We start from the raw sequence: 14,090 nt of genomic DNA, 5'->3' as shown, positions 1-14,090 counted from the left end.
ACTTGTCCCCTTGAAATCGGTGGGCAGCAGGTCTGTTTTACATTAAAAATAAATGTTATATCAATAAATAGAAATTGATATTAAACACAGAGTAAGTAGTACTATGGAACAATACATTGAATTTGCTGGAAATAATCCAGTACTAAGCATGGCATGGTTGGCAATTGTCACTATGTTGTTGGTAATCACCATCAAAAGTAAATTGTCAAATATCAAAGAAGTTAATAACCAACAGCTAACGTTATTGGTAAACCGTGAAGACGGTGTAATTGTTGATATTCGTAGCGATGCTGACTTTAAAAAGGGCCATATTATTGGTTCAAAGCAAGTATCTATGGAAAAAATTAACAACAATGAGCTTGCAAGCCTTGAAAAAGAAAAAGGTAATCCCATTATAGTTGTATGTGCTGCTGGAATGACTGCTAGCAAAGCTGCGAGCAATCTAGCGAAAGCAGGCTTTGAGCAAGTAAGCATTCTAAAAGGTGGTTTTGCCGCATGGCAAGGTGCTAATTTACCAGTAGCTAAATAGCTAGTTTCAAGTAAGGCAAACTGATGGCAAATGTTGTAATTTATACCCGAATGACGTGTGGGTTTTGTGTAAGAGCTAAGTCTATTTTGACACAAAAAAACGTTGATTTTGAAGAGATAAGCATCGATTTGCAGCCAGAAAAACGTGCCGAAATGATTCAACGCAGTAATGGCGGAATGACAGTGCCGCAAATTTTCATCAACGACCAAGTTATTGGCGGTTGTGATGATTTGATGGACCTGCATTATTCGCAAAAATTAGATGCGTTATTAGTAAATTAATAACAAATAATAAGTTTAGAACAGCTGTTTAGCAGCGAAATTTAAAATAAATTAGGAAGTACAGATAATGTCTGAAGAAAATCAAACTCCGGCTGCTAACGGCGCCGACGAACAACAAGCACAACCACAATTTGCTATTCAACGCATTTACACGAAAGATGTATCTTTTGAATCACCAGCTGGTCCAGCTATTTTTCAAAAAGAATGGCAGCCTGAAATCAAATTAGACCTTGATACACGTTCTAACAAACTAGCTGAAGGCACATTTGAAGTTATCCTTGCCCTTACAGTTACTGCTAACTTAGGCGAAGAAGTTGCATTTTTATGTGAAGTACAACAAGCGGGTATTTTCACTATTGGTAACATGCCAGAGCCACAAATTGCTCACACATTAGGTTCTTTCTGCCCTAATACATTATTCCCATATGCTCGTGAAGTTGTAAGCAGCCTAGTTTCTCGTGGTACTTTCCCACAATTAAACTTAGCGCCAGTTAACTTTGACGCATTATTCGCTTCATACGTACAAAAACGTGCAGCTGAAGCGCAAGCAGAAGCACCAAAGGCTGACGCATAATTTATGTCAGTTTCTGCTGACATTAGTGTTATTGGAGCAGGGTCGTATGGCACTGCTCTAGCTTTTTGCCTTGCACGCAATGCTCATAAAACCTTGTTATGGGGCAGAAGTGCAACTCATGTAAATGATATGACTGCAGCACGCAGTAATGAAAAATATCTTCCTGGTTTTACTTTTCCCGATTCATTAGTTTTAGAAACTGACATCGAAATTGCTATTAAGGCGAGCACTAATATTTTATTAGTCGTGCCAAGCCATGCTTTTGTCGATATGTTAATGCAAATTAAACCATTTTTGACTAACGAGCATAAATTGGCTTGGGCAACAAAAGGCCTAGATCCACAAGAGGGACGCCTTTTACAAGATGTTGCTGCAGAGGTTCTTGGTGATAATGTAAGTTTAGCTGTTTTGTCTGGACCAACGTTTGCGAAAGAGATGGCGGCAGGATTACCTACGGCAATATCACTTGCATCTACCGATGATGACTTTGCTGATACGCTATCTGACTTGTTGCATTGTGAACGAACTTTCCGGGTTTATAAAAATGAAGACTTTATTGGTGTTCAGCTTGGTGGTGCAGTTAAAAATGTAATTGCTATTGGTGCAGGTATTGCTGATGGCATCGGTTTTGGCGCAAATGCTCGTACCGCTCTTATAACTCGTGGTTTAGCTGAGATGACGCGCTTAGGTGCTGCTGTTGGAGCGCAGGCTTCTACCTTTATGGGGATGGCTGGTCTAGGTGATTTAGTGCTTACTTGTACTGATAATCAGTCACGTAATCGGCGCTTTGGTCTAGCTCTTGGTGCAGGTGAAACTGTTGATAATGCCATTGAAAGTATTGGCCAAGTAGTCGAAGGTTACCGTAATACTAAAGAAGTGCACATGTTGGCAAAACGCCATAATGTTGAAATGCCTATTGTTGAGCAAATTTATCAAGTGCTATATCAAGGTAAACCGGCACAAGATGCGGCAATTGCGCTATTAGGGAGAGACAGAAAAAGCGAATAATTTTTATAAGCTATTTTCAATAAAAAAACGTCCCGAGGGACGTTTTTTTAATTCTGTAATTCAGTGAAAGTATCTGTGCAGCTACTTTAGGTACGAGATACGTTACAGTTTAAACTGCGCCTTTAAAGCCAAACTGACGCCAAGATTCATACACCATCACTGATACTGAATTCGCCAAGTTCATACTGCGTGAATCTTCTACCATTGGAATTCGAATTTTATGCTCATCAGGGATCAAATCTCTTACTGCATCAGGTAGACCACGAGTTTCTGAGCCAAAAATAATATAATCACCTTCTGCAAAGCTTACATCACCATGAAAACGTGTCGCTTTAGTCGTTGAGGCAAAAATACGTTTAGGTTGTTCTTGTTTGATGAATTCATTGTAATTTTTATGCAGCTTTAAATTAGCAAATTCATGATAGTCCAAGCCGGCACGGCGCAATTTTTTATCATCGATATCGAACGCTAAAGGCTCTATTAAATGTAAGCGAAAGCCACTGTTGGCGCATAAACGGATAATAGCTCCGGTATTTTGTGGAATTTCTGGTTCAAAAAGAACAATATCAAGCATAGTGATTCGCATAAAAATTATGAATATAAGTGATGGATTATACAATGACTTATTCACCTTACCAATCGATATGATGTAAAATAAATTATAAAAAGTTTTGAGATCAGTAGTAAATGCAAAATAAAGATTATGAAAGTTTAGTGAAGTTAGCCAGTAAAGCAGCTGTTGCTGTCGCGTTCATTTTGGTAACCACTAAAATTTATGCTTGGTGGATCTCAAATTCTGCGGCAATGTTGGCCTCTGCAACGGATTCACTGTTGGATGTCTTTGCATCTTTAACCAGTTTTATTATTTTGCGATTCTCTTTGGCTCCTGCAGATGAAGAGCATAAATTTGGGCATGGTAAAGCTGAAAATTTGGCTGCACTAATGCAATCATCATTTGTACTAGGCTCGGCAATATTGTTAATGTTTCATGGCGCCGATCGGGTGTTTAATCCAACCCCAATAGAGCATAGTAACGTGGCAATTGGTGTCAGTATCTTAGCTATAGTATTAACTTTGGCGTTAGTCATTTTACAAAAATATGTGATAAGTCGAACTAAATCTGTAGCAATTGCCGCTGACTCATTGCATTACCAAAGCGATTTATTTTTAAACCTTGGCGTTATTGTTGCCTTACTGTTAAGCCAATTTAATATGGTTTATGCCGATGGTATTTTTACAATTTTAGTTGGTATATTTCTGATTGTCGGTGCTGTACAAATTATCTATCACAGTGTGCATGATCTTATGGACAAAGAGTTGGATGAAAGTGATTTACGTATTATCAAAGATATTATTAACGCTAATACAGACGCCCTTGGCTTTCATGAATTAAGGACGCGACAAGCAGGTAAAATGAAGTTCATTCAATTTCATCTGGAGTTACCTGATCAACTAGTGTTAGTTGAAGCACATAAAATAGCGGAACAAATTGAGCAGGCATTATTGGCACAATTTGAACATACAGAAGTGCTTATTCATCAAGACCCACATTCTGTAGTGCCAAGAGAACTTTGTCGCGAAAAAGCTTAACAATCAGAATGATAATTAGTTAATTTTGGCCATGTTGATTAAACCAGGTTAGTGCTTGGTTTAAAGCTTCATTACGAATTTCATCTTTTTCAAACAGTAATTCGTGTAGCGCCGACTTTATCACAACGGGTTGGCCATTTGGGCATGATTGCGGATGCAAAGCATTTAACTGCTGACAAAAATGCAGTTGTTTAACATTACTCACCACAGTGTCATGTTCAGACTGTAGCAGTAGTATTGGTGTTTGCATATCAGCTAAATTTTCAAAAATTAGTTTTTCTGTTTCTATTGCACTGTTTAGCCAAGAGAAAGTAACTCCCCCAAGTTGTAGTTGAGGGTTTTGCTCATAGGTTTGTTTAAATAGTTGAAAGCGAATTTCAGACTGCATTAAGTCATTGCCAGCAAAAACTTTTTCTTTATAAGGCCCGTAACCAAAGAAATACGCTGACTGTTCAGTAAATAGAGCGTTTATAAAATGGCTGGTTTTAATCACAGCCTTGCTTAGCCAATCAGGTATGTGGCCGCCGTCAATGGCTATCATAGGAGAAGATAGCACTAGCGCATTAAATGTTTGAGGAAATTGCTGAACATATCGTGTTGCTATTGTGCCTCCCATAGAATGAGCCAACATGAATAGGTCATGATTACATTTTGGTTTAACAATATTTTCTAGCCATTGGTGCATATCGACGACGTAATCATTAAAATCACCAACGTAGCCTTTACTCTTATCTGTAAGCTCTCGTTCAGATAAACCTTGTCCGCGATGATCTATAATCGCCACGTTATAACCATTGTTTGCTAGATCAAAAATCAGTTCTTTATATTTTAAGTAGCTTTCAGATCGTCCTAAAGAAACAACAATGCACTGAGTGTTTGTAGGGCTAAAAAATAGCGCATAGTGGATATCAAGTTGATCATAGCTTTTAAAGCTTGCAAATTCTCCGCTTTGCCAAAATGCTTCAATAACAGATTGCTGTGCGATTAATTCATGTTCTTGGGTAAAGCGAAACGGAGAGCTCATTGCTGGCATACTTCCTAACAGGGCTGTATAGATTAAAATAAGAAATATGCGCATTGATTTACCAATTCGAAATTTCGCACTAAGTCAGATACTAGGATAAGGCAATTCGATGGTAACTTTCAATCCCGGATAGTCTTCATTAGCTGTGGCTGCTTGCGCATAAATTTTACCATGATGAGCTAGAATAGCTTTACTTGCTATCGCAAGACCTAAACCTGTACCGCCACTCACTCTGTCTCGAGCCTGTGCAGTGCGATAAAATGGCGTAAATATTTGTTCCAGTTGATTGATTGGAACACCTCGGCCTTGGTCACTTATAGTAAGTATTATTAAATTAGCCTTAGCGGTTAATACAACTTCAATAATGGAGCTTTCAGGACTGTATCGAATGGCGTTATTAATAATATTTTCAATAGCACTGGTTAATTGATTAACGTCGGCAGTTATGTGATAACGTTTATCACATTTAAAGTTAAGGCTAATCTGTTTTTGTTTTAGTGGTAACTCTATATCAATAATGAGTTGTTCCACTAAGTCGGTTAAACACATCTGCTGCAAGTTTATTTGTTGCAGTTGATTTTCAATTCTAGATAATTGCAAAGCTTGGGCAATCATTTCGTCCAAGCGGTTTATTTCTATTTTGAAGCGATCAAAATATTTTGTTAGTTCTTCCGGCTTATTCTCTACTTTGTTTGCTAAAGATAACGCTAATTGTAAACGGGTTAATGGTGACCTTAATTCGTGAGAAACATCACCAAGCAAACGTTGCTGCGCACCAATAGAACTTTCTAAATGTTCAGCCATGTCATTAAATGCTTGCCCTAAATTACCAATTTCATCGTTACGTTGATTAAATTCAGGCAGTCTTACGGTTAAATCACCACCGCCGAAACGGTGGCTAGCTTGTGTTAACTTTTTCAAAGGCCTGATCAAATACCATGACAGTAACCAAATTAATCCACCGGTAACGAATATCATAGTAAATACCCGCAGCCAGATTGGCATGCCATGTAAAAAGCCTGCTATATCCTTAGGGCGATGAAGTTTGCCTATAAATAAGTTAAATTGTTGTCTTCTTTGAGTTATTTGAATAGGACCAATTAATTCATAGCCGCGTATGTTGGTAACAACGGCTTGAGTAAACTTCTGCTTGGCAATGGCTTCAAAAACGTCAGGTCTTGCATATCTGGAATTAGTGAAAATTTTATTGTTTGCTCGAGATTTAAGCCACACCTCTTTTGGCATTCGCCTATCTTTCTCATTAATAAGGTTAATGATATTTATATTGGAGCGTTTAGATAAACCTTCAACACGGCTGCTGATTTTATCTATTTGTTGTTGTTGGGTTGGTGTTATTGCTGATACGCGATCAAATTCAATAAATTGTATAGAGATCCAGCGAGTGATAAACATTGCAGACAGAGCAATAATCCAGAAACCTAGAAAGACTTTTAAGGTTAATGAACTAAAAACCTTTTTAAACGACACTTTCATCTCCACTCATAAAAACATAACCCACACCGCGAATAGTTTTTATCTTATCTAATTGGGCATGCGATTGCAGTTTTTTACGAATGTTTGAGATGTGCATATCGATACTTCTGTCATAAGCACAAAGTGAACGACCTAATATCTGCTCTGAAAGTTGTTCTTTAGACACGATTGTATCTAAGTTTTCCATTAATAAATGTAGCATTTCAAATTCTGTTCCAGTAAGTAGCACTAACTGGTCATGACAAAATACTTCTCTACTTGCGCCTTTTACTAATACATTATTATGCTCAAGCGTAACGGCTTTATCTTTATTTTGAATGATATCAATGCGGCGCAATATAGCTTTAATACGCGCAAGTAATTCACTGGGGTTATATGGCTTGGGTAGGTAATCGTCGGCGCCCAGCTCTAAACCTAATACTCTATCGGTGTCATCACCTTTAGCCGTTAACATTAATATGGGGGTGTGGTGTTTATCGCCTAGCGCTTTTAATAATTCAAATCCATTTAAGCCGGGTAACATCACATCGAGTAAAATTAAGCTGTATTGTTCTGTTTTGGCCTTTTCTAATCCGCTAATGCCATCCAAAGCGCTACTTACTCGAAAGCCTTCGCTTGTTAAAAACTCAGTCAGTAGTTCGACCAACTCTTGGTCATCGTCAATTAGCAATAAGTGTTTATTAGTCATGGGGTTACTTTATATTTAAACGTGCTTGATTTTATCATAGCGATTTATTTGATATTCGTCACAGACTTTACCTAATCTTTACGTTTGCTTTGCACAACTTTGCATTGATATTAGCTACTATAATTATGAAATCTTAATAAAGGAAAATACAACATGACAAAACAATTATCGAAATTTGTATTATTAGTTTGTGCTATTGGCGCATTAAGCTTTACTGCAGCAGCAAAAGATCAAGGTGGCTCTCACAGAGGCGGTGATAAAAGAGATGATATGCGCTGGGTTATGAGTAAGTTGGACTTAACTGAAGAGCAACAACAACAAGTTAAAGATATTCAGCTCGCTAAAAAAGAACAAATGCAGGCGTTAATGGCAGAGAAAGGTGACCGAAAAGCAAATAAAGAAGAGTTTACGGCTCTTATTCAAGCTGAAACCTTTGATGAAAATGCATTCATTTTATTACAACAAGAAAAAGCAGAGCATCAGGCAAAATCAAGCTTGATTTCAGCCAAGAGCATGCACCAAATGTATCAATTGTTAACAGTTGAGCAGAAAGAAAAGCTCGCTGAGTTAAAGCAACAGCACATGGAAAAAAGGCAGCTAAGGAAGGAGAAAATGAAACAAAGAAAACAACAAAAAGATAAGCCTAAAGTTTAACGTTAGTTAATCAATGCTAAGCTAATTGTTGTTCTAGTACCTGCATAATATCAGCAACGTCTGTTTTAGATTTAATTTGATTCAATGCCTGTAACACTAGCTGTTTACTAGAGCCTGAAAACGCGGAATTAATTAAATCTTCAATAAGGTCTGCCTGTGTTTGGTCAGCACTAACTTTTGCTGAATAGACATGGGCTCTCATACTTTCATCACGTTCGACAAAGCCCTTATTAAACATTATTTGTAGTATTTTTAATACGGTAGTGTAACCGCTGTTTTGTTTTTGAGAAACAGCTTCATGTACTTGACGGACAGTAGCAGGGCCAATTTCCCATAGGGTTGCCAGTAAATTGAGTTCTGCTGATGTTGGTTTTTTGCTAACAGCAATACTAGTCATATCCTACTCTTTTTTTTTATTCTATAAGACTATGTAATGTAGTACGTTTTTTGAACGTTGGCAATATTTCGAGCAATAAATAGTTATTTCTATTCAACTTCAGGTTTGAGCTTGGTTAATAATGTATGTAGGTTTGCACCTATCTCCCTCGCTCGATTATGTTTGATTTCATCACTAATTTTACCTTGCTCAAATGCCGAATAAGCTTTGCCTATGGCAATTTGTTCAGGCAACACGGTGACATCGATATTACCTAGTAACATCCGTAATGTGACCAAACCACGCAAGCCCCCTAAAGCTCCAGGAGATGCAGCCATAATCGAAGCATATTTACCTTGAAATGCACTTAATGGTACTTCGTCAGGTGTGTTTGCCCTAGATGCCCAAGTAATGGCATTAATTAATAGCGGACTACATGAGCTGTTGTATTCAGGCGAGGCGATCAGAAAGCCATCATGCTCACTGATAAGTTTTTTAAGCTGTTGTGCGATTTCTGGCATACCATGTTCAGTTTCATCATCCTGATTGAAAATAGGCATGGGAAAATCTTTCAAATTAATTACCGTAACGTCAGCGCCAGCAGCTTGTGCTCCTCTAGCGGCTATTGATACTAATTGTTGGTTAAAAGAGTTTTTTCTGGCGCTGCCAGAAAACGCTAATATTTTACTCATAATGAACAATTTCAATAATAATTCAGGCCAAATATTACAATAGAACACTCATTTGTACTTTGCCAGTATATTTTTAAATCTGTTATAAATCAATTGTTTAGCTTTAGCGTGTTAGCTATGTTAAATGCTGTACGTTTAATATTTATGGCGCCTTTTGCTAATGCTTCGGATAAGCTGCAAGGCTCGGAAATAATGGGAAAAACAGCGTCTATGCCATGTTGAAAGACCACATCATAATCATCCGTAACCGAACCGGAAATTGCGATAACAGCGCAATCGTGCTGCTTAGCCACTTTAGCAACACCAACAGGTGTTTTACCAAATACCGATTGGCCATCAATCCTTCCTTCACCTGTTATCACTAAGTCAGCGTTTTTCACTTTATCAGCTAAATCTAGGGTGCTAGTAACTAGCTCTATTCCGGATTGCAGCTGCGCATTACATATGGCTAATAAACTTGCACCCATGCCACCTGCAGCGCCAGAACCTGAAAAATTAACGATAGTTTTTTTACTTACGGCTTCTAATTTTTGACCAAAGTGTAATAAATTTTTATCCAACTCCGCGATGTCTGTTTTTGATGCACCTTTTTGTGAACCAAAAACTGCACTTGCACCGTAATCACCACATAATGGGTTACTTACGTCGCAAGCTACAAGAAATGTCGCGCGGCTTAGTTGTGGGTGAATGTTGGTTTGATCTATGTGATTGAGTCGATGAAGATGTATTCCGCCTGCTGGTATTTGTTTACCATTGCTATCTGTTAATACAGCGCCAAGCGCAGTTAACATACCAGCGCCACCATCATTTGTTGCACTGCCTCCAAGGCCAATGACAAATTTTCTAATGCCTTTATCCAAAGCATCATTAATGAGTTGTCCAGTGCCATAACTGCAAGTAAGTTTGGCATCCTTCTCACTTTCATCAATTAGGTGTAAACCAGACGCAGCGGCCATTTCTATCACTGCGGTTTCACCATCCCCTAAAATGCCATAAAAACTATCAACCTGTGCATGTAGAGGACCCTTTACCGAGGTACGCACTATATTGCCCTTGGTTGCATCGACAAGTGCCTGTACGGTGCCTTCCCCGCCATCGGCCATTGGTATCTTTACGTACTTTGCATCGGGAAATACTTGCTTAAACCCTGCCTCAATAGCATGAGCAACTTCTAAGGCGGTTAAGCTTTCTTTAAATGAATCTGGAGCGATAACTATTTTCAAGCCAAACTCTATTTCTTTGCTTTCGCAAATGCATCAGCAAAGGCATTGCCCATCATGCTATTTTGCGGTTGTTGTGGCTTTTGCTTTGCCGCATGGTTTTTAGTGGGTTGTTGTTTTGGCTTGTTATGCTGCTTGGCTTTATGTTGGTTATTACTATTGGCAGATTCTTCAAGTCGCATGGTTAAGCTAATGCGTTTTCTACTTGGATCAACTTCCAAAACTTTTACCTTTACAATATCACCAGCTTTGACAATTTCACGAGGGTCGCTCACAAACTTATTGGTCAAAGAAGAGATATGAACCAAACCGTCTTGATGAACGCCAATGTCGACAAAAGCACCAAAGTTGGTCACATTTGAAATAACGCCTTCAAGGGTCATATTAAGCTCAAGATCGTTGATGGTATTCACACCTTCTTTGAAGGTTGCCGTTTTAAATTCTGGACGAGGATCTCTGCCTGGCTTGTCTAATTCGCTGATGATGTCTTTAACGGTCGGCAATCCAAATTGTTCATTGGTAAATTCTTCTGGGTTTAAGGCATTTAATAAATTAGAGTCGCCAATTAAGTCATTAATCGTTACCGCAGATTTATCAATAATACTTTCTACCACACTATAACTTTCCGGGTGAACACCAGAGCTGTCGAGTAAATTTTTACCGTTATTAATACGTAAGAAACCTGCTGCTTGTTCAAACGCTTTTGGTCCTAAACGAGCTACTTTTTTCAATTCATTACGTTTTTCAAATCGACCATTCTGCTCACGGTATTGAACAATGTTTTGCGCCATTGTTTTAGATAACCCAGACACGCGGTTAAGTAATGGTACAGACGCACTGTTAAGATCAACACCGACAGCATTTACACAATCCTCTACCACGCCATCAAGGGTTTTGCTTAACTGGCTTTGGCTTACATCATGTTGGTATTGACCAACACCAATGGCTTTTGCTTCGATTTTTACCAATTCAGCAAGCGGGTCCTGTAAACGACGGCCAATTGACACCGCGCCACGCAATGAAACATCCAAGTCAGGAAACTCATTTGCAGCGAATTCTGACGCGGAATAAATGCTGGCTCCCGCTTCAGAAACAATAATTTTATTTGGTTTATTTGCTGACAGTTTTGCAATTGCTTCACCTGCCAGTTTGTCGGTTTCACGTGAACCGGTACCGTTACCTATGGCAATAAGCTCGACTTTGTATTGTTGCACTAAGGTAGAAATAGTCCGTATTGATTTATCCCAATGTTTTTGTGGCTCATGAGGGTAGATGGTGGTGGTGTAGAGTAATTTAGATGTTCCATCAACAATGGCTATTTTACAACCAGTACGTATGCCCGGATCAATACCCATGGTCACTTTAGCGCCGCCAGGGGCAGCCATTAATAAATCTTTCAAATTATCGGCAAAAACTTTTATTGCTGCGGCTTCTGCACGTTCACGCATTGCCGTTAATAACTCATTTTCAAGCGATAAGGCAAGTTTTACTCGCCAGGTTAAACGTACAACCTTATTAAGCCACTGAGCTGCGGGCTGTGCTGATAAACGTAGACTGAAATGGTCGCGAATAATTTGCTCACAACTCGATTCGGCATTTTTTTCAAAACCTGGATCTACATCTAGGTTTAACTGTAACAAACCTTCATTTCGGCCTCTTAGCATAGCCAAAGCACGATGTGATGGTACCTTGGCCAGCATTTCAGAATGTTCAAAGTAATCTTTGAACTTCTGTGCAGCCTTTTCTTTACCCTTAACGACATTACTGGTTAGGTATGCTTGTTTAATTAAATGTTTACGCAACTTCTGTATTAACGAGGCATTTTCGCTTAAACGCTCCATTAAGATATAACAAGCACCTTCTAAAACGGCTTTAGCGTCACTGAAGTTTGTATCTGTATTAATGAAACTAGCCGCTGCTTGTTCAGGGTCTAATGACCAATCCTGATAGAGCTTGTTTGCTAACGGCTCTAGGCCAGCCTCTATTGCTATTTGCCCTTTAGTTCGACGTTTAGGGCGAAATGGTAGGTATAAATCTTCCAACTCAGTCTTATTATCGACGCTATGGATTTGTTGTTTTAATGAATCAGTTAACTTACCTTGCTCTTTTATGTTCTTTAATACTAAATTTTTGCGATCTTCCAGTTCGCGCAAATACGTTAAACGTTGCTCTAAGTGGCGCAAATGGTTGTCATCCAATCCCTGGGTTGCTTCTTTACGGTAACGGGCAATAAATGGCACAGTGGAGCCATCATCAAGCAATGCTATTGCTGCATTAATCTGGTTGGTGTTAACCTTTAATTCTTCGGCAATGGTTTGCGAAATGTTTATCATTAATCAATAATCCTGATTTTAAATCCCACGCGAGCCTGCTTTTTGAAATCGCATGGGTATATACTGTTATCTAAATAAAATTATATCTGCATTGTATACCCGTTGCCATTCAAAGTGCAGGACTATGCACGGCACCAAGTAAAAATACCCATAGAACACTGTCAATTTGCCAGTATATTGTCAAATTGTTAGTTAATGAACAGAACAAATTTAAGAAGTTTAACTTGTGAAAACCAAATTAATAACTCGTGAAGGCTATCAAAAGCTGCAAAAAGAAGAAGATTACCTGTGGCGAGTAAAGAGACCTGAAATTACTAAAATCGTGTCTTGGGCGGCAAGTCTTGGTGACCGTTCGGAAAACGCCGATTATCATTTTAATAAACGTGTGCTGCGACAAATAGACAGCCGCGTACGCTTTTTACGAAAATTGCTGCCAGATTTAAAAATTGTTGATTATTCGCCACAACAAGACGGCAAAGTATTTTTCGGTGCTCGGGTCGAAATAGAAAATGAGCAAGGTGATACTAAATCATTTCGCATTGTAGGTCCGGAAGAAATATACGGTGACGCTAAAGACTATATTTCTATCGACTCGCCGATGGCGCGGGCATTATTAAAAAAAGAAGTAGACGATGAAGTTGAAGTGATGACACCGGAAGGCCCAATGGTCTGGTTTATCAATAAAATTGAATATCAACGTTAAGAGTAAAACAAAACCGATGATGTAAAATTTACTGCAACTGGGCTCCAGTACTGGAAATATCATTAATTTCATTCATAACTTGTAACAAACTAGCTTGTCGAAAAGTATTATTAGCTTTTGAAAAATAACAAAATTAGCTTATAGTCGATACTATATTAATAAGATAACATTAAAGATAGAGGCTCATATGGGACAGGAAACCCCAAAAATATTAGTAGTAGATGATGATATGCGGTTACGCGCATTGTTAGAACGCTATTTAGTTGAGCAAGGCTTCGTGGTAAGAAGTGCTGCCAATTCTGAACAAATGGATAGATTGTTAGAACGTGAAAATTTTCATCTGCTTGTACTTGATTTAATGTTACCCGGTGAAGATGGCTTGTCTATTTGTCGTCGATTACGCCAAGAAGAAAATCAAATTCCAATTATCATGTTGACCGCCAAGGGTGATGAAGTCGATCGTATTATCGGCCTAGAACTTGGTGCGGATGATTATATGCCGAAACCTTTTAATCCTAGAGAATTGCTTGCGCGAGTAAAAGCAGTATTACGACGAAAAACTCAAGAAGCGCCAGGCGCCCCGTCACTGGAAGAAGAGGTTATTGAGTTTGGCGAGTTTGCCTTAAACTTAGCAACTAGAGAAATGTCTAAGGGTGACTTGTCTATGCCACTAACGAGTGGTGAATTTGCAGTATTAAAAGCCTTGATTACTCACCCTAGAGAGCCATTATCTCGTGATAAGTTGATGAATTTAGCGCGTGGTAGAGATTATTCGGCTTTAGAGCGCAGTATTGATGTGCAAGTATCTCGTTTACGCAGAATGCTTGAACAAGATCCCGCTAATCCACGTTATATTCAAACCGTGTGGGGACTTGGCTATGTGTTTGTACCTGACGGCAGTGTAGTAAACTAGTCTATCTAATT

At 38.7% G+C, this 14,090-nt stretch carries 16 protein-coding genes; 8 read left to right on the top strand and 8 right to left on the bottom strand.

Going from position 1 to position 14,090, the window contains the following annotated elements:
- Positions 1-103: 103 nt before the first annotated feature.
- From RI845_RS18195 to gpsA, 4 genes are all read left to right on the top strand, one after another.
- On the top strand, positions 104-529 hold the full coding sequence (locus tag RI845_RS18195; protein ID WP_348387592.1) for a rhodanese-like domain-containing protein: 426 nt from the start codon (positions 104-106) through the stop codon (positions 527-529).
- Between the two features lie 23 nt (positions 530-552).
- On the top strand, positions 553-810 hold the full coding sequence (gene grxC, locus RI845_RS18190; protein ID WP_348387591.1) for a glutaredoxin 3: 258 nt from the start codon (positions 553-555) through the stop codon (positions 808-810).
- Between the two features lie 67 nt (positions 811-877).
- Positions 878-1,384, top strand: coding sequence for a protein-export chaperone SecB (gene secB, locus RI845_RS18185; RefSeq protein ID WP_348387590.1), 507 nt, complete (start codon positions 878-880; stop codon positions 1,382-1,384).
- 3 nt (positions 1,385-1,387) lie between these two features.
- On the top strand, positions 1,388-2,392 hold the full coding sequence (gene gpsA, locus RI845_RS18180; protein ID WP_348387589.1) for an NAD(P)H-dependent glycerol-3-phosphate dehydrogenase: 1,005 nt from the start codon (positions 1,388-1,390) through the stop codon (positions 2,390-2,392).
- Between the two features lie 109 nt (positions 2,393-2,501).
- Here gpsA and trmL read toward each other — a convergent pair whose 3' ends face one another.
- Positions 2,502-2,966, bottom strand: a complete 465-nt coding sequence (gene trmL / locus RI845_RS18175; protein WP_348387588.1) for a tRNA (uridine(34)/cytosine(34)/5-carboxymethylaminomethyluridine(34)-2'-O)-methyltransferase TrmL — start codon at positions 2,964-2,966, stop codon at positions 2,502-2,504.
- A 113-nt stretch (positions 2,967-3,079) separates the two neighbouring features.
- Here trmL and RI845_RS18170 point away from each other — a divergent pair, with 113 nt between their 5' ends.
- Positions 3,080-3,982 (top strand): cation diffusion facilitator family transporter, encoded by a 903-nt coding sequence (locus RI845_RS18170; protein ID WP_348387587.1) that lies wholly within the window; start codon positions 3,080-3,082, stop codon positions 3,980-3,982.
- Positions 3,983-4,001: 19 nt separating this feature from the next.
- On the opposite strand, the gene RI845_RS18165 is transcribed toward RI845_RS18170, so the two are convergent.
- From RI845_RS18165 to RI845_RS18155, 3 genes are read right to left on the bottom strand one after another with little or no spacing between them, the layout of a single operon-like run.
- Positions 4,002-5,060 carry an alpha/beta fold hydrolase gene (locus RI845_RS18165; RefSeq protein WP_348387586.1) on the bottom strand — a complete coding sequence of 353 codons (1,059 nt, stop codon included), beginning with the start codon at positions 5,058-5,060 and terminating at the stop codon, positions 4,002-4,004.
- Positions 5,061-5,090: 30 nt separating this feature from the next.
- Positions 5,091-6,494 (bottom strand): ATP-binding protein, encoded by a 1,404-nt coding sequence (locus RI845_RS18160; protein WP_348387585.1) that lies wholly within the window; start codon positions 6,492-6,494, stop codon positions 5,091-5,093.
- Positions 6,484-7,188 (bottom strand): response regulator transcription factor, encoded by a 705-nt coding sequence (locus tag RI845_RS18155; RefSeq protein ID WP_348387584.1) that lies wholly within the window; start codon positions 7,186-7,188, stop codon positions 6,484-6,486. Before RI845_RS18155 ends, RI845_RS18160 begins: the two co-directional genes overlap by 11 nt.
- A 153-nt stretch (positions 7,189-7,341) precedes the next feature.
- On the opposite strand from RI845_RS18155, the gene RI845_RS18150 reads away from it, so the two are divergent.
- Complete coding sequence (locus tag RI845_RS18150; protein ID WP_348387583.1) at positions 7,342-7,842, top strand: Spy/CpxP family protein refolding chaperone; 501 nt, start codon at positions 7,342-7,344, stop codon at positions 7,840-7,842.
- Positions 7,843-7,858: 16 nt separating this feature from the next.
- Here the strand turns inward: RI845_RS18150 and RI845_RS18145 are convergent, their stop codons facing one another.
- The 4 genes from RI845_RS18145 to RI845_RS18130 all read right to left on the bottom strand — a co-directional run bounded on the left by RI845_RS18145 (position 7,859) and on the right by RI845_RS18130 (position 12,463).
- Entirely contained in the window at positions 7,859-8,239 is a 381-nt protein-coding gene (locus tag RI845_RS18145) for a BlaI/MecI/CopY family transcriptional regulator (protein ID WP_348387582.1), read from the bottom strand.
- 89 nt (positions 8,240-8,328) lie between these two features.
- On the bottom strand, positions 8,329-8,910 hold the full coding sequence (locus RI845_RS18140; protein WP_348387581.1) for an NADPH-dependent FMN reductase: 582 nt from the start codon (positions 8,908-8,910) through the stop codon (positions 8,329-8,331).
- Positions 8,911-8,999: 89 nt separating this feature from the next.
- Positions 9,000-10,133, bottom strand: coding sequence for a glycerate kinase (locus tag RI845_RS18135; protein ID WP_348387580.1), 1,134 nt, complete (start codon positions 10,131-10,133; stop codon positions 9,000-9,002).
- An 8-nt stretch (positions 10,134-10,141) separates the two neighbouring features.
- Complete coding sequence (locus RI845_RS18130) at positions 10,142-12,463, bottom strand: Tex family protein (protein ID WP_348387579.1); 2,322 nt, start codon at positions 12,461-12,463, stop codon at positions 10,142-10,144.
- Between the two features lie 226 nt (positions 12,464-12,689).
- Between RI845_RS18130 and greB the strand changes: the two genes are divergently transcribed.
- Positions 12,690-13,166 (top strand): transcription elongation factor GreB, encoded by a 477-nt coding sequence (gene greB / locus RI845_RS18125; protein WP_348387578.1) that lies wholly within the window; start codon positions 12,690-12,692, stop codon positions 13,164-13,166.
- Positions 13,167-13,353: 187 nt separating this feature from the next.
- The gene (gene ompR, locus RI845_RS18120) at positions 13,354-14,079 is read left to right on the top strand and encodes an osmolarity response regulator transcription factor OmpR (protein ID WP_348387577.1); all 726 of its coding nucleotides are present in this window, start codon (positions 13,354-13,356) and stop codon (positions 14,077-14,079) included.
- Positions 14,080-14,090 lie beyond the last annotated feature (11 nt).

The organism is Thalassotalea nanhaiensis, from assembly GCF_031583575.1.
Taxonomy (GTDB): Bacteria; Pseudomonadota; Gammaproteobacteria; order Enterobacterales; family Alteromonadaceae; genus Thalassotalea_A; species Thalassotalea_A nanhaiensis.
This window is presented reverse-complemented; position numbering and strand designations above follow the sequence as displayed.